This is a genomic window from Blautia sp. MCC283 (assembly GCF_018785565.1).
Classification (GTDB): Bacteria; Bacillota; Clostridia; order Lachnospirales; family Lachnospiraceae; genus Blautia_A.
The window spans coordinates 1-17026 of the sequence record NZ_WQQB01000036.1 but is presented as its reverse complement, the minus strand read 5'-3'; the positions used below and the strand labels follow the sequence as shown (position 1 = coordinate 17026).

13 protein-coding genes are annotated in these 17026 nt (G+C 44.9%); 10 read left to right on the top strand and 3 right to left on the bottom strand.

The window, feature by feature from the left end; translation table 11 throughout:
- Positions 1 to 105: 105 nt before the first annotated feature.
- The 6 genes from GPK81_RS12150 to GPK81_RS12125 all read left to right on the top strand — a co-directional run bounded on the left by GPK81_RS12150 (position 106) and on the right by GPK81_RS12125 (position 8031).
- Complete coding sequence (locus GPK81_RS12150; RefSeq protein WP_118169048.1) at positions 106 to 1080, top strand: ABC transporter permease; 975 nt, start codon at positions 106 to 108, stop codon at positions 1078 to 1080.
- A gap of 21 nt (positions 1081 to 1101) precedes the next feature.
- Complete coding sequence (locus GPK81_RS12145) at positions 1102 to 2613, top strand: sugar ABC transporter ATP-binding protein (protein WP_195274255.1); 1512 nt, start codon at positions 1102 to 1104, stop codon at positions 2611 to 2613.
- An 11-nt stretch (positions 2614 to 2624) separates the two neighbouring features.
- Entirely contained in the window at positions 2625 to 3602 is a 978-nt protein-coding gene (locus GPK81_RS12140; protein ID WP_022427195.1) for an ABC transporter permease, read from the top strand.
- A 147-nt stretch (positions 3603 to 3749) separates the two neighbouring features.
- On the top strand, positions 3750 to 4919 hold the full coding sequence (locus tag GPK81_RS12135; protein ID WP_118070954.1) for a substrate-binding domain-containing protein: 1170 nt from the start codon (positions 3750 to 3752) through the stop codon (positions 4917 to 4919).
- A gap of 265 nt (positions 4920 to 5184) precedes the next feature.
- Positions 5185 to 6588: a rhamnulokinase gene (gene rhaB, locus GPK81_RS12130; protein ID WP_015527297.1), complete on the top strand. Its 1404-nt coding sequence runs from the start codon at positions 5185 to 5187 to the stop codon at positions 6586 to 6588.
- 24 nt (positions 6589 to 6612) lie between these two features.
- Positions 6613 to 8031, top strand: a complete 1419-nt coding sequence (locus GPK81_RS12125) for an arabinose isomerase (protein ID WP_118061944.1) — start codon at positions 6613 to 6615, stop codon at positions 8029 to 8031.
- Between the two features lie 105 nt (positions 8032 to 8136).
- Here GPK81_RS12125 and GPK81_RS12120 read toward each other — a convergent pair whose 3' ends face one another.
- The 3 genes from GPK81_RS12120 to GPK81_RS12110 are packed head-to-tail and all read right to left on the bottom strand — an operon-like array spanning position 8137 to position 11927.
- The gene (locus tag GPK81_RS12120; RefSeq protein ID WP_118061943.1) at positions 8137 to 8520 is read right to left on the bottom strand and encodes a DUF3783 domain-containing protein; all 384 of its coding nucleotides are present in this window, start codon (positions 8518 to 8520) and stop codon (positions 8137 to 8139) included.
- Positions 8521 to 8541: 21 nt separating this feature from the next.
- Positions 8542 to 10365: a sensor histidine kinase gene (locus GPK81_RS12115; RefSeq protein WP_215707139.1), complete on the bottom strand. Its 1824-nt coding sequence runs from the start codon at positions 10363 to 10365 to the stop codon at positions 8542 to 8544.
- Positions 10362 to 11927 (bottom strand): response regulator transcription factor, encoded by a 1566-nt coding sequence (locus GPK81_RS12110; protein ID WP_215707138.1) that lies wholly within the window; start codon positions 11925 to 11927, stop codon positions 10362 to 10364. The genes GPK81_RS12115 and GPK81_RS12110 overlap by 4 nt, the downstream gene beginning before the upstream one ends.
- A gap of 264 nt (positions 11928 to 12191) precedes the next feature.
- Here GPK81_RS12110 and GPK81_RS12105 point away from each other — a divergent pair, with 264 nt between their 5' ends.
- The 4 genes from GPK81_RS12105 (at position 12192) to GPK81_RS12090 (ending at position 16866) form a co-directional block, all read left to right on the top strand.
- A complete protein-coding gene (locus GPK81_RS12105; protein WP_021977413.1) occupies positions 12192 to 13697 on the top strand; it encodes a sugar ABC transporter ATP-binding protein in 1506 nt (501 codons plus the stop codon).
- Positions 13697 to 14689: an ABC transporter permease gene (locus GPK81_RS12100; RefSeq protein WP_174087528.1), complete on the top strand. Its 993-nt coding sequence runs from the start codon at positions 13697 to 13699 to the stop codon at positions 14687 to 14689. Before GPK81_RS12105 ends, GPK81_RS12100 begins: the two co-directional genes overlap by 1 nt.
- Before the next feature lie 3 nt (positions 14690 to 14692).
- Positions 14693 to 15700, top strand: coding sequence for an ABC transporter permease (locus GPK81_RS12095; protein ID WP_021977411.1), 1008 nt, complete (start codon positions 14693 to 14695; stop codon positions 15698 to 15700).
- A gap of 98 nt (positions 15701 to 15798) precedes the next feature.
- Positions 15799 to 16866, top strand: coding sequence for a substrate-binding domain-containing protein (locus tag GPK81_RS12090; protein ID WP_021977410.1), 1068 nt, complete (start codon positions 15799 to 15801; stop codon positions 16864 to 16866).
- Positions 16867 to 17026: the final 160 nt, after the last annotated feature.

Sequence of the window (17026 nt, the reverse complement as noted above, 5' to 3'; positions counted from 1 at the left end):
TTTAACCTTTTTTTGAAAGATATTCTATTACAATTATTGATTTTTGACGGTATTATAATAACCAAGAAAACACAAGATACGTGCAAAACGTGAGGAGGGTAAAAATTGGAAAACTTAAAACAAAATCCAATCGTTAAGAAGCTCGGATTGAACAGAATACTTCTTGTCTGTGTTCTGATTCTTATGTTCCTGGTTTTTAAAGTAGTTCTTGGAAACAAGTTTCCGGCTGTTGATAGTATCAAGTCTACTTTGAACTATGTGTACTTCCTGGGCTTCTTGTCACTTGGCGTTACATTCGTAATCGCTACAGGAGGAATTGATTTCTCCATCGGACCTGTAATGTTCTGCTGTGCACTGGTATCCGGTTACTGCATGACATCTTACAAGGTTCCCTGTGCAGTTGCCATGATCCTTTGCATTCTGATCGGTCTCTGCTTTGGTATTTTCAATGGCTGGATGGTTTCTTACATGTCAGTACCACCATTCATTATTTCCATGGCATCCATGAACATTGCAAAAGGTATTGCTTCTGTATTCACAAAAACACAGTCAGTAAGCTGGCCGGCAGCCAGTGAGGCAAACGGCTGGTTCCGTAATATCGTTTCCGTAAACGGCTTCCCTGTAGGAATCATTATCTTCCTGGGAATGGCAGTTATCTGCGGTATCGTTCTTTACAACACAAAACAAGGACGTTACATCCTCTGCCTTGGTTCCAACAAAGAGGCTGTCCGTCTTTCCGGTGTTAACACAAAGAAATGGGAAATGCTTGCTTATGTGATCTGCGGATTCCTGGTAGGTATTGCAGCACTCTTCTTTGTAGCTACATACACAACTGTTCAGCCTGGCTATGGCGATCAGTACAACAACGAGGCTATTGCAGGCTGCGTTATGGGCGGTACATCCATGGTTGGTGGACTTGCTTCCATCGGCGGTACTGTAATCGGCGTATTCATCATCTCTCTTCTTCAGCAGGGCATCATGGCATTTGGCCTTGGTAAAGGACAGCAGATGATCATCACAGGTATCATCGTTATCGTTGCAGTTTATATCGACGTTTCTGCAAGACGCAGAAAGAACTGATCTTAGAGGGAGGATGCGACAATGGGTGAAGTTATTTTAACTATGAAGGACATTGATAAGTCCTTTCCTGGAGTTCATGCTCTGGATCACGTTAATTTCGAAGTAAAACGCGGCGAAGTACATGCACTTATGGGAGAAAACGGTGCCGGTAAATCAACACTGATGAAGGTTCTTACCGGTATTTATCAGAAGGATTCAGGTTCCATCGTTTACAAAGGACAGGAAACAGAATTCCACAATACACGTGAGGCACAGGATGCCGGCGTTGTAATCGTACATCAGGAGCTGAACATGGTAGGTGATCTTACCGTTGCTCAGAACATCTTCATCGGACGTGAACCGAAGAAGGGCTTCCGTATCGATGACAAAAAAATGATCGAGGATTCAAAGAAGCTTTTCCAGGATCTGAACATTGAGATCAATCCGAAGGAAAAGATGAAGAATCTGACAGTCGGAAAACAGCAGATGTGTGAGATCGCAAAAGCAATTTCCCATAAAGCTGAGGTTATCATTTTTGATGAGCCTTCCGCAGCACTGACAGAGAAAGAGATCGCGGACCTGTTCGAGATCATCCGTGACCTTCGTAAGAAGAATCTTGGTATCGTATATATCTCTCACCGTATGGATGAGATCAAGACCATCACAGACCGTGTAACCGTTATGCGAGATGGTGGATATGTAGGAACTCTGATCACAAAAGACAGTACAAAAGAAGATATCATCAACATGATGGTTGGCCGTGTTATTTATGAGGATCCGAAGCAGGAGAGTGCAGTTCCGGCAGATGCACCGGTAGTTCTTAAGGTTGAGCATCTGAACGCAGGCAAGATGGTTCAGGATGTAAGCTTTGAGCTGAGAAAAGGCGAGATCCTTGGTTTCTCAGGACTGATGGGCGCAGGACGTACCGAGACAGCCAGAGCACTGTTCGGAGCAGATCCGAAGCAGAGTGGTAAGATCTCCATTATGGGTAAAGACGGTCAGCTTCATGAGGTGACCATCAACAGCCCGCAGGATGCTGTTAAATGTGGTATCGGTTATCTGTCAGAGGACAGAAGAAGATACGGCTGTGTTGTACAGAAATCTGTAACAGAGAATACAACACTGGCAACAATGGAAGAGTTTACCAATGGTATCTTTATCAACAAAGCAAAAGAGAAAAAAGTTGCTGAGAAATATGTAAACGAACTTGCAACTAAGACACCTACTACAGACCAGCTGGTAGTTAACCTTTCCGGTGGTAACCAGCAGAAGGTAGTTATCGCAAAATGGCTGACACGAGACAGTGACATCCTTATTTTCGATGAGCCTACCAGAGGTATCGATGTTGGTGCTAAGAACGAAATCTACAAATTAATGAACAGACTGGCAGCAGAAGGAAAATCCATTATCATGATTTCTTCTGAGATGACGGAAGTTCTCCGAATGAGTGACCGTATCATCATCATGTGTGAGGGTAAAGTTACCGGATGTATTGATATCTCCGAGGCAACCCAGGAAAACATCATGGACAAGGCCACACGGAATATCGATTAAGGAGGAAAGTCATGACTAAGAAGAAAAAAAGTATTTTAAGTGATCAGAGATTTATTGTTTTGCTCGTTATCATTGTCCTGTGTGCAATATTCTCAGGCTTGAGTAAAGAATTCAGACAGTACACCACGATCCTGAGTATGCTGGATTTCTCATATTACGATCTTCTTATGGCGATCGGAGTTACATTCCCGCTTATCACTGGTGGTGTTGACCTGTCAATCGGAACTGGTATGGTAGCTTACGCACTGATCGCAGGAACACTGATCAGAAACAATAACTGCCCGGTAGCACTTGCTATGATCATCTGTATCGTACTTGGTATCGCAGTTGGTGCATTAAACGGTGTACTTATTGGTGTTATGAACCTGCCGCCATTCCTTGCAACGCTTTGTACATGTATGATTACCCGTGGTGCCGGATCTCTTTGCAGTGCAACACCTTGGCCGGGACTTACACAGCCGGGTGGATGGTTCCACAGCATCTTCAAGGTAACCGTTGGTACAGGAAGAAGTGCTTCACGTTATCCGCTCGGTTTCCTGTGGATGATCATTCTGGTTCTTCTTATGGAGTACATCCTGAACCACACCAAATTCGGTCGTTACACAATTGCAATCGGTTCCAACAAAGAGGCAGCAGCCCTTTCTGGAATCAATACAAAGTTCTATCACGTAATGGTATACGTTGTCTGCGGTCTGTTTACAGGTCTTGCAGCAATCGCATACGCAGCAGTAACACCTACTGTACAGCCTGGTACTGGTGCCGGACTTGAGATGGATGCTATCGGTGGTGTATTCGTTGGTGGTGTAGCAGCTACCGGTGGATATGGTTCCGTGATCGGTACATTCGTTGGTATCTTCGTCATCATGCTTCTGAAAACAGGTCTTCCATATATCGGCCTGCAGGCAAACTGGCAGCAGATCATCACTGGTATCGTTCTGATCGTAGCCGTTCTGATCGATATCCTGAAAGAGAAAAAAGCAGCACACTGATATTAAGAAGTGTGTATAATAAGTAAGGGTGCTGTTTACAGAGAAATGTGAACAGCACCCGATAATCAAAGATGTGAAACGCCAAGGGGTAGCAACGGCGTATGAACATAAAAAACTATATAATATATTTTAAGGAGGAAATATTATATGAAAGCAAAAAAGGTTATGGCATTAATGCTCTGTGCAGCAATGGTAACAAGCATGAGCGCAACAGCAGCTTTTGCAGCTGAGGAGAAAGAAGATGCAGCAACAGAGGAATCCGCAGATTCCACAGCAGCTGAGGATCCTACCGCACAGTTCGACGGACTGAAAGCAAACGAAGCTTATGAGTTCCCGATGATGGTTAAATCTTTCCAGTCTACATACTGGGATGCAGCTCAGGAAGGTATGAAGAAAGCATCTGAGGAGCTGGGCGTTACTTATAAAGCACAGGGACCGAACAGTGAGTCCGATATCGCTGACCAGGTTAACATGATCAACACAGCTATCGGCTCCAATCCTGTTGGATTAGGACTTGCAGCTTGCGATACATCTTCTGTTCAGGATGCTCTTAAGACATGTGCAGAAAAAGGTATCCCGGTTGTAACTTTCGATACAGGTATCGCTGATGCTCCGGAAGGATCTGTAGTATGCGAGGTTTGTACAGACAACGCACAGGCTGGTGCAGTAGCAGCTGAGAATATGTACAACTCCATTAAAGACGTTGTTAAAGATGCTGACGGACAGGTTATCATCGGTGAGGTTAACCAGGATGCAACAGCTCAGAACATTCAGCAGCGTGGTACTGGATTCATCAACAAGATGATCGAGCTTCTTCAGGCTGATGGCAAGACTGTAGCAGTAAGCGGTAACGAGTTCTATGTTAACGCAGCAGAGGGTGCTGATGCTGATGCTAAAGACGCAGACGTTGTTATCCAGGTAGCTGTTCCGGCACAGACAACTGTAGAGCTTTGCTCCACAGAGGCTCAGGCAATCCTTTCCCAGGAGAACTGTATCGCAGTATTCGGTTCCAACCAGGTTTCGGCAGAGGGTGTTCTTGCAGCAAATGCTAACCTTAACGTTCTTGGTTCTGACCCGGCAAACGGTGATGTAGTTGGTGTTGGTTTCGATGCTGGTTCTATCATCAAAGCAGCTGTTAAAGATGGCACATTCATCGGTGCTGTTACACAGTCTCCTCTTATGATGGGATACTATGCAATCTACGCTCTGACAGCAGCAGCAAACGGCCAGGAGCTTCAGGATGTTCCTACAGACGGTTACTGGTATGATGCAACAAATATGGAAGACGAGGATATTGCTCCTAACCTTTATGACTAATCATATAATCGATCAGATCGTGAAGTTGTAATGAACGCGGATTGCGTTCACGAACGTAAAAATAAGAGATCCGCTGGCTGATTCAGTCAGCGGATTTTTTAAACAAATAATGCAGTAGTTCATAAATAATCGCTGTATTATTTGCAAATAAAGACACTTTTTTTGACAAAAGAGGTTCTTATCACCGGAAGGATCCTGATGTATGATAAATACAACATCAGATATGAAAGTGATCAGAAGCTTACATATTGAGGAGGATTTAAAAATGGCAACATATTATTTAGCAGTAGATATCGGAGCATCCAGTGGACGTCACATTCTGGGACATATGGAAAACGGAAAAATGATCCTGGAAGAAATCTATCGTTTTGAGAACGGCATGGTTAAGAAGGATGGAGAGCTCTGCTGGGAGTTTGACCGCCTTTTCAACGAGATCGTAAATGGTCTTAAGAAATGTAAAGAGATCGGCAAGATCCCGGTAAGCATGGGTGTTGATACCTGGGGTGTTGACTTCGTGCTTCTAGACAAGGATGACAAGGTTCTTGGCAACACGGTAGGCTACCGTGATCATCGTACAGAGGGAATGGACGAGGAAGTTTATAAGACAATTTCCCTGAAGGATCTGTATGCAAGAACCGGTATCCAGAAAGCAATCTACAATACAGTATATCAGCTGATGGCAGTGAAGAAGAAACATCCTGAGTATCTGGAGCAGGCTGAGACACTTCTTCATGTACCGGACTACTTCCATTTTCTTCTTACAGGCGAAAAAACTTGCGAGTACACAGAGGCAACCACAGGACAGCTTGTATGCCCGACAACCAAGGACTGGGATTATGAGCTGATCGATATGCTGGGATATCCAAGAAAGATATTCCAGAAGCTGATCATGCCTAGCACAAGCATCGGACATTTAACAGACGCAGTGAAGGAAGCAGTTGGCTTTGATCTTGAGGTTGTAGCACCGGCTACACATGATACAGGGTCTGCAGTTCTGGCTGTGCCTGCAAATGATGACGATTTCATTTATATCAGTTCCGGAACATGGTCTCTGATGGGAATCGAGAGAAAAGAAGCAGACTGCTCTGAGAAGAGCTGTGAGATGAACTTCACAAACGAGGGTGGATATGCAGGACGTTTCCGTTATCTGAAGAACATCATGGGTCTCTGGATGATCCAGTCTGTACGTCATGAGTTTGATGATGCGTACAGCTTTGCACAGATCTGCGAGATGGCTGAGGAGGCAAAAGACTTCCCGTCAAGAGTAAACGCAAACGATGAGTGCTTCCTTTCTCCTGAGAACATGACAAAAGAGGTTCAGGACTACTGCCGCAGAACAGGACAGCAGGTTCCGGAAACTCTTGGCGAGATTGCAACCGTTATCTATACAAGCCTTGCAGATTGCTACGCTAAGATCGCAAAAGAAATCGAGGAGATGACAGGAAGAACCTACAGCCGTATCCATATCGTAGGCGGTGGTTCCAATGCAGGATACTTAAATGAGCTGACTGCAAAAGCTACAAAGAAAGAAATCCATGCAGGCCCTGGTGAGGCTACTGCAATCGGTAATATCACAGCACAGATGCTGAAGGCCGAGGAGTTTAAAACGATCGAGGAGGCTCGTACAACCATCCATGAGTCCTTCGGTATCAAAGTATACAAAGCATAAATAAAAATAACTGGAGGTTTTATTATGTTAGTTAACACAAAGGCAAAAGTTGGTGTATTTTCAATTGCTTTAGGCGCATATCTTCCGCAGTTCCCGTCACTGGTGCCGGAATTTGAGGCACAGTACGACGCATTCAAGAAAACGATCCCGGATACAGTAGAGATCGTTGACGGCGGAATGGTGACAACAAAAGAGCAGGCAATGGTGGCAGGAGATAAGTTCCGTGCAGCAGATGTTGACCTTGTATTTCTTCAGATGCTGACATACGCAACATCCTACAACATGCTTCCGGCGATCCGTGATCTGGATGTTCCGGTTGTTCTTGTAAACGTTCAGAAGATCAAAGCGCTGGATTATGAGCACACTGACATTGCCTCCTGGCTGGGTGAAGGCTATGCATGCGGTGCTGTAGGCGAGGCAGTTGCTGACCTTGAGAGAGCAGGCAAGAGACATGCGGTTATCACAGGCGTTGTAGAAGGCGGAGATCCTGCAGTTCAGGCTGAGATCGAAGACTGGTGCAAGGCTGCTCAGGTAAGAAGAAGATTCCGTGAGACTAACATTGCGCAGATCGGAAGACCATATCCGGGTATGATGGATCTGTATATTGATGAGACAAACCTCTATAACAGAATGTTCCTCTACACAAAACAGTTCGACTGGGAGAAAATGTGGGCAATCGCTGACGATATCACAGACGAGGAAGCAATCCGTGCAAAAGCACAGGATATCCTTGACACCTTCGATATCGAGGGCGGCGGCACCATTGAGAAAGTATGGGATATGGCCAAATACGTTGTTGCTTTTGAAAAATGGGTAAAGGACGAACATCTTGGAATGATCGCTTCCCATTACGACGGATTTGCACAGGGTAAAGCAGGTGTCCTTGACAGTATGCTGATCCCGGCATTTTCCATGCTGATCAAACAGGGTACTGCATGTGCGGTAGAGGGTGACATGAAGGTTGCCATGGCAATGAGTATCTTAAAGACAATTTCCGGTACAGGCCAGCTTTCTGAGATGTACTCCATCGATTTCAACGATGACATCTGCATCATCGGACATTCCGGAAGCGGTGACGCTGACATCTCCGACAAGAAACCAACCATGAAAATCGTGCCGGTATTCCACGGCAAAACAGGCGGCGGATACCTGACACAGTTCTATCCATACACAGGCCCTGTAACCTACCTTGCAATCACTCAGGATAAAGACGGAAACTTCAAGTTCGTTGTAGCTGAGGGTGTAAACGAGGAAGGACCGATCCTTTCCTTCGGTGATACAAACATGAGAACACGTTTCACATGTGGAGCAAGAGAATTTGTAAATCGCTGGAGCGAGGCTGGCCCGACACATCACATGGCAGCTGCTACAGGAAGACACATCGACACAATCCTGAAAGTTGCAAAAATCTTCAACGTACCGGTAGATATCGTAACAAGATAATTATCAGTATCACAAAAAACGATAAATTCTTTCTTATAACCAACCGAAAACATATTCGAAAAAAGGAGACTGCAAATGCGGTCTCCTTTTTTGATGGAAAAATTCTTATTTTTTATGCATCATTGTATGCTCTTTTGTAAGTTCGTCATGGAGCTGAATGGAAGACCAGTGCTGGGTCACAGGGGTGAGCATGGCTTTTAACGAAACCGAAGGAATCGCTTCTTCCCGGAAAAACGCCAGGAACGCATCCATCTGTTCACTGGAAAAATTGTTCAGTACCATCATTTCCTCACTGAAATTTTTGCCCAGATTAAACTGTGCACAGGGCTGAAATCCCGGAAGTTCAAAAAGATATCCCAGAGGATGCAGAAATTCCGGTGTGGTGACGATCCGGACTTTTACTTTCTGACGGTTCAGATAGCGGCGGATCATCCGGAGCCGGTCCGGATCATTGAAATTATATAAAAGTACGGATGATTGTGTGTTCATAAATGATATACCTCCTGTAGATTACTCTTCTCTGTGTGCAGGGAAACGGATTTCCACTTCCGTTCCCTTTCCGGGATTGCTGGAATAGGTAAGACCATAATCTTTTCCATAAAGGATCTGAAGGCGCCGGTGTGTATTGTAAACGGCAATGTTGGTACCGCCGGACTGGCTGTTTCCACTTCCGGAGAGAATTGTTGAAAGGATTTCAGGGGAAATCCCCACACCGTCATCGGAAATCAGAAGAACGATGTCTTCGTTTTCCATCCATCCGGTAATGACAATGGTTCCGGATTTTGACTCTTTTTCCAGGATTCCGTGGAGAATGGAATTTTCCACAACCGGCTGAAGAGTCAGTTTCGGAATCTGATATTCCGACAGCTCATCCGGAATATCCGTGATCAGTTCGATGCTGTCATGATAGCGCATATTCTGGAGCTGTACATAAATCGTCACATGTTCCAGTTCTCTTGCAATGGTAGAGATTCCTTTTTTCCGGCTTAACGTCAGTTTGTAAAAACGGGAAAGACTCTGTACCGCATGGCTGATTTCTTCCGTCTGTCCCTGCAGTGCCATCCAGTTGATCATATCCATGGTATTATAAAGAAAATGGGGATTGATCTGTGCCTGGAGGGAATTAAACTCCGCAATCCGGAGATCTTCTGCAGATTTTGCCTGCTTTTTCATCAGTTCATCCATTTTTCGGGTCATATAATTGTAGGTATCAATCAGATCACCGATCTCATCGTGGGCTTCCGGGCTTTCCATGGGAGTTGGTGGTCCGTGGCGTACGGTCTGCATCTGCCGGATCACAGAAGAAAGTCTTCCGGTGATGGAGTGTGCCAGTATATTGGCAAAAATAAGGGCCAGAACAAGAAAACCTGCGTAGAGCAGTGCAATCTGAAGCATCAGATGATTGCTTTCGTGGATCAGCGGCGGGGCAGGAAGAATTGTAACCATAAACCAGTCTGTATTGGAAATACTGTAAAAGCCGGCATAAACCTTAGTGTCCAGAATGTTTCGCTCAATAAAGTTGTTGGATGACATGAAGGAATCTTTGATGGTGTCGTAATCCAGCCGGTAGATTCCGGACAGTGATTGATCAGAAGTTGCAACGATGGCATCACGTTCATTTACAATATAGGACACGCTTCCCTCCAGAGAAAGATTGTCGGATAAAATATTGTTCAGCTTATCATCGGAAAAGTAAACAGCCAGATAAGCTTTGTAGGCGGTACTGTGGTAGTAAAGGCTCAGGGGACAGATATATGCCATATCTCCGTAATTCTGTTTTTCCTGAGAACCGAGATAGAAGGAAGGGCAGAACATTTCCTGCGGCTCCCGGTTTCCCTGGAAGATACCATACCAGTAAGTACCCTTTGCCTGACTTAAAGGTGCCAGGAGATCTTCTGTATTGGGATAGGCGTTCAGCGATTTCAGATCATCCGGGAAATCCACATAGATCCGCACATCGGTAACAATGGAATCCGTGGTCAGACGCTGAACGGCATTTTTGAAATCAATGGCATGATTGGATGTGGCAAGTTTTTCAGATGAATCGCTGACCGGCATGTAAAAAAGTTCCTGAAAAAAATTCTGGCCGGTGATATTCCGTGTAGTAGCCAGAATCGTATCCATGGTCCGCTCGATGAGAGGCGCAGTCTTTGCGGAGGCATCCTGTTCCTGCCGGATGGTATTGGACACGACCATATTGTACAGTCTTCCGTAAAAAAGAAATACGGTAAGAAATGCGGGAAGCACCACAATACTGATCAGCGCAATGGTGAATTTGGTCTGAAGGCTTAAGTTAAGATAGCCGTTTTTGAAACGGCGCCAGAAGGCCCTCATGACATTTTCTCCCGGTATTCGGACGGGGAGAAACCGGAGTATTTTTTGAAGCTTTTACCAAAGTAATTGCCGTCTGTATAACCTACTTTGGAAGAAATCTCAGAAATTTTGTATCTGGGATCAGAAAGCAGCTGTTTGGCTTTTTCCATGCGGTATTCCGTCAGATACTGATTGAGAGTCTGGCCAGTTTCACTTTTGAAAAAGGTGCATACGTAGGAAGCGGAAAGATATACATGGCTGCTGATATCCTTTACGGAAAGGGTATCATTCATGTAATTCCGGCTGATGTAATCCTTGATCATAAAGATGGTGGAATTTTCCGGCTGGGAATTCCTTGCATCTTCAAAATACTGAGCGGTTTTTTCTTTCAGAGATTCATGAAGCTCTTCGTAGGTAAAAGCATTGTTCAGGGTGTCCATGATCAGATCCTGTTTTTCGTGAAGCCCGGATTCTACCTGATTTTTTTTTCGGGAAGAGGAAAGCGCATTAAACAGCTGATAATAAAGATCACGGATCTGGTTGGGCATAAATGTGTGATTACAGCTGTAATACCGGAAAAGTTCCTCAAGAAACTGAACACAGTGTGTTTCCTCTCCGGAAAGGAGGTATTTGGAAAAAGTATTTTCCGGAGACTGCAGGGAATCCGGAACCGGTCCTTTTGGGGAAAGCTGTTTTATGGTGTTTTCTGTAAGAAATGTTTTTTCCGGAAAGAAAAAGCAATTCTGCAAAAGGATCACGGCGGAAGCGTAGGACTGATAAACTCTGGAAATATCAGTTACCGTATTGCCGGCAGCGATCAGATGTTTTCCACAGCAGTCATATTGCCTGGAAATATAGCTTCCTATGGCGGAAAGTGTAGTCGGGGAAGGCGCATTGCTTCCATATATATGGTGGACCAGATACTGTACTCTTTTTTCCACAAAGAGACATTTCAGGTGATAATGTTCCAGAAAACAGGAAATATCATTCAGGATATCTTCCAGAAAAATACCGGATGATTCTACTCCACTATTGAGTTTCACGATTATGGAAGTAAAATTCATGTCGGGATCAAGAAGCTCCGGCTGTCCGAGTTCCAGACAGAGATCTGCGATCTCACTGTTGTCGGAGGGCGGAAGGGTCAGTTTCTGTGCAAGCCGGGTGGCTGTTTCCTGAGAGTGCAGGGCTTCTTCACGGTGGGAACGAAGCTTCTGCCTGTAAAGAGACTGGGCCTCCAGCACTGCATCCCGTACTTCTTCGGGATGAAGGGGCTTTTCGATATAATTAACAGCTTTTAATTTAATGGCGGCTTTCAGGTATTCTTTATCTGAGTAGCCACTCATGAAGATAGGTACACAGTCCGGCAGAATCTTTTCCAGTCGTTCCAGCATGGCGATGCCGGTCATTCGTGGCATCCGCACATCACAGAGAATGATCTCGGGTTTATGAAGTCTGGCCATTTCCAGCCCGTTCACACCATCGTCAGCCTGAAGGATTTCGGTGATCCCCAGAGAATCCCAGTCGATAGATGAGATAAGTCCGGTACGTGTAAGTTCTTCGTCATCAACGATCAGTAATTTCATAGATAGTTCTCCAATTGGATATAGTTCATAGCCTTGTAAATCAGACATTTACGGTTCTGTTTATATTCACAGAAAACAGAAACGTCAGCGCTATCATTATAGCATAAAATATATAGAAATACGAGAATGCGGTATTGGTTTATGGGTAATATTTTACATAGAAAAGAGGAATATTTTACCCTTATCCAAAAATATTCCCATTATCAGCCAACAGGTGGGATGATAAAATAAAATCAGATCAAAGGAAAGGGAGGAGAAAGAGCCGTGTCAGAATATGTTCTTGAGTTAAAAGGTATTACGAAGATATTCCCCGGTGTCAAAGCTCTGAATAATGTACAGTTCCAGCTCAAACCTGGCGAAGTTCACGCGCTGATGGGTGAGAATGGTGCTGGTAAATCTACGTTTATCAAGGTTATTACCGGAGTACATAAAGCAGAAGAAGGTGAGATGTTCTTAAACGGACAGAAGGTTGACTTCAAAGGTCCGAAGGATGCTCAGGAAGCAGGTATCGCAGCCGTATATCAGCATCCGACATCATACCCGCACCTTACAGTAGCTGAAAATATTTTTATGGGTCATGAGATCATCAAACATCATATGATCCAGTGGAAAGAAATGAACCAGGAGGCAAACAAGTATCTGAAAGAGCTGGATGCAGATTTCGATGCAACCGCTGAGATGGGTACCCTTTCTGTTGCGCAGCAGCAGATGGTTGAGATCGCCAAGGCACTTTCCACAAATGCGAAGATCATCATTCTGGATGAGCCTACAGCAGCACTTACCAGAAACGAATCCGAGAAGCTTTACACACTGGTTGACAAGCTGAAAGAGAATGGCGTTTCCATTATCTTTATTTCTCACCGTTTTGAGGATATGTACCGTCTGGCTTCCAGAGTTACCGTATTCCGTGATTCCCAGTATATCGGAACCTACGATGTAAACGGAATCACAAATGCAGATCTGATCAAGGCAATGGTTGGCCGTGAGATCAATGATCTGTTCCCGAAACCGGAAGTTGAGCTGGGAGATGAGATGCTTCGTATCGAACATCTTTCCAGAACAGGATTTTTCAAGGATGTGTCCTTCAATGTACGTGCAGGTGAGATCGTAGGTCTTACCGGTCTGGTTGGTGCAGGACGTACAGAGGTTGTGGAAGCTGTCTGCGGAATCACCCGTCCGGATGAAGGAAAAGTTTTCCTTGAAGGAAAAGAGGTTTACATCAAGACTCCTTCCGAGGCAATGGAAAAAGGTATCATCCTTCTTCCTGAGGACAGACAGAAGGAAGGCCTGATCATGAGCTGGGGACTTGGAAGAAACGTAACACTTCCGGTCATCAGTAAATATGCAAAATCCGGATTTAACGACGAGAAGACAGAAAGAGAAATTTCCAAGAAGCTTCTTGAGGAAGTAGATACCAAGGCAGTTGATATCTTCCAGCCGGCAAGCTCCCTGTCAGGTGGTAACCAGCAGAAGGTTGTAGTTGCCAAGGCACTTGCACAGGAAATGAAGGTTGTTATCATGGATGAGCCTACCAAGGGTGTTGACGTTGGTGCGAAAGCCGAGATCTATGCGATCATGGGAGATCTGGCAAAGAAAGGCTATGCGATCATCCTGATCTCCTCCGAGATGCCGGAGATCCTGGGTATGGCAGACCGTATCATCGTTATGTGTAACGGCCGTAAGACAGGTGAACTGAACAGAGGAGAGGCAACACAGGAGGGTATCCTTGAGCTGTCCATGGAAAAGAGCACTGGAAAGGGGACTAAATAATGGAAAAGAAATCTGTCATCAAGAAGATTACAGGCTCCCGAGAGGCTCTGCTGGCAATTATCGTAATCGTGCTGTTTGCAGTTGTCACAGCGATCAGCCCGTCATTCCTTACGCCGAAGTCACTCATGGAGATGCTGAAAAATAATGCAGTAACAATGGTAATGTCACTTGGTATGCTGTGTGTCATGCTGGTAGGCGGAATCGATATTTCCATCATGTCAACCCTGGCACTTTCCGGTATGTCCATTGGTATGCTCCTGAAATACGGACATATCACAAGTACATTACTTGCTTTCATCATTGCAATGGCAATCGGTATTGCCTGCGGACTTGTTGTAGGTCTTGTGATCTCAAGAGCAAACGTTCCGCCGATCATTGCAACCATGGGCTTTATGTACATCTACAGAGCAATGGGATATCTTGTTTCTCACGGTGGTGAGTGGGCAAGTGCCGCAGCTCTTGGTGATTTCAAAAATTTTGCAACATCCACATTTCTTGGAATTAACAAAGTAATCTGGATAATCATCATCTGTTATGTAGTATTCTTCTTCTTTATGAAATGGACAAGAACAGGACGAAGAATCTACGCAGTAGGAAGTAATGCAAGTGCAGCACAGGTTTCCGGTATCAATGCAAAGAATATCAACCTTCTTGTATATGTGATCATGGGATTCCTCGCAGGTCTTGGCGGAGCACTTCAGGTTTCTGTTTATGCTTCTGCAATGCCTGATATGCAGTACGGTGGTGAGATGGATGTCATCGCAGCCTGCGTTATCGGTGGTGTAAGCATGAGCGGTGGACGTGGAACAGTAGTAGGTGCATTCCTTGGTTCCATCATCCTTGCAACCATCGCAAAAGCTCTTCCACTTGTAGGTATCAGCTCCCTGTGGCAGAACATGATCAAGGGTGTTATCATCCTGGTAGTAGTTGTGATCAATGTTATCCTGCAGAGGATCGCAGACAAAAATGCATTAAAGGGAAGGGAGATGTAAATCATGGCTGGAAAATCTGGAAGAAGTATTAACAATGTGCCGGAAAATCCGATGAAACACATCATATTCAGTTGGGAAGGCATCCTGGTCATTCTCTTTATCCTGGTAAATATTTTCTGCGCATCATTTTCTGAATTTTATAATCTGAAGAGTGTTCTTCGTCAGATGCCGGTTTACCTTGCAGAGGTATTCATGATGTTCCCGATGGCGTACATCCTGGTATTAGGCGAGATCGATATTTCTGTTGGTGCGATCGTGTGTCTCTCCGCAACTTTAAGCTGCATGGTCTGCAACACAAACGCTCCATTCATTGTAGTAGTACTTACAGCACTGGTTGTTGGTGCCCTCTGCGGTGCGGTTAACGGATTTATCCTTACCCGTTTCAAGGAGCTTCCTCCAATGATCGTAACACTGGCAACACAGATCATCTTCCGTGGTATCGCTGAGGTAACACTTGGAGCCGGCGGAAGTATCGCGATCACAAACACAGATGGTTTCCGTGCCATTGGTGGAAAAGTCGGACAGGTTCCATACATTCTTTTCTTGGTACTGATCCTTGGTGTCCTCTTTGCAATCTTCCTTGGAAAGAGCACATTCGGACGTCGTACCTATGCGATCGGAACAAACCGTGTGGCAGCTTATTATGCTGGTGTTCATGTTGAAAAGATCCGTTTCATCATCTACACAGTTATGGGTCTTATGTCTGGGCTTTGTGCACTGTTCCTAGTATCATCTTCTTATGGTGCCAATACAACAACCGGTAACGGATTCGAGATGGATGCCATCGCAATGGCAGTATTCGGAGGTATCTCCTCCACAGGTGGTAAAGGTAACCTGGCCGGTGGTATCATTTCCGCATTCATCATCGTATGCTTACGAGTTGGTCTTGGACAGAAGAACGTAAACGCACAGGTAATCCTTCTGATCATCGGTGTACTTCTGGTAGCAGCAGTAGCTCTTCCAAACATCATCGGCGATGTAAAAAAAGCAGTCGCAATGAAGAAAAACTAAATATCAATTTTGAAACCCATATGATTGTTAGCTGCCTCCATTGGTGTAGCGGGGGCAGCAGCATATAAAAAATTATATTCTTATAGGGAGGAACAAAAATGAAAAAAAAGGTAATTAGCGCAATCCTTTGTGGAGCAATGGTTCTTGGTACAGTTTGCCCGGTTCTCGCAGCAGATGACAAAAAAGACGATACTAAGACAGAAGCAGCAGCTGGCGATTCCGCAAAAGACAAAAAGATCGCTCTGGTTGGTAAAGCAGCTGGTAACGCATTCTTCGAGATCGCAGCGAAATCTTTCCAGGAGACTGTAGAGGCTGAAGGCGGCGAAGTTCAGGTCGTTTATCCTGAGACAGCTACCGCTGATGCACAGATCAAAGTTCTTGACAACCTGATTTCTCAGGACTTCGATGCAATCTGTATCTCCGCGAACGATGTTAACGCTCTTCAGGCTAAACTTGAGGAAGCTATGGATGCAGGAATCAAGGTATCTTCCTTCGACTCCGCACCGAACAAAGACAGCCGTGAGATTTTCGTAAACCAGGCTGGTACAAAAGAAGTTGCTCAGGCACTTATGGATGCAGTTCTTGATATTTCCGGTGGTGAGGGACAGTTCGCTATCCTTTCCGCTACATCTCAGTCCGCTAACCAGAATGCATGGATCGACGCAATGAAGACCATCATGGAAGGCGATGACAAATACAGCAAACTTGAGCTTGTAGACGTTGTATACGGCGATGATGAGCCACAGAAATCTACAGACCAGACAGCAGCTCTTCTTCAGAACTACAAAGATCTGAAAGTTATCTGCGCACCGACAACTGTTGGTATCGCAGCAGCTGCTAAATATCTTCAGGATAACGGATCTGAGTGCAAACTGACAGGTCTTGGACTTCCGTCTGAGATGCAGGAGTACACAGGTGATGATGCAGATCATTCCTGCCCATACTTCTATCTGTGGGATATGCAGGGCCTTGGAAAACTCAGCGCTTACACAACAATCGCTCTGATTAACGGTGACATCACAGGTGCCAAAGATGACAAGTTCACAGCTGGCGACCTTGGTGACTACACAATCACAGACGCTGATGACGGCGGTACAGAAGTTGTACTTGGCGCACCTCTGAAATTCGATACAAGCAACATCGAAGAGATGGCTAAACTGTACTAATCATATGATAAATCCTTTGGAAATGGCGGAGTCTTTGGACTCTGCCTTTTTCTTTTGTGCAGCCGGAAAAGGATCATTGGGCACGACAAACGCATGAGTAAATAAATTGTGAACACACCCCTTTTCTAGTAAAATAAAAGAAAAAGGGGTGTTATTTATG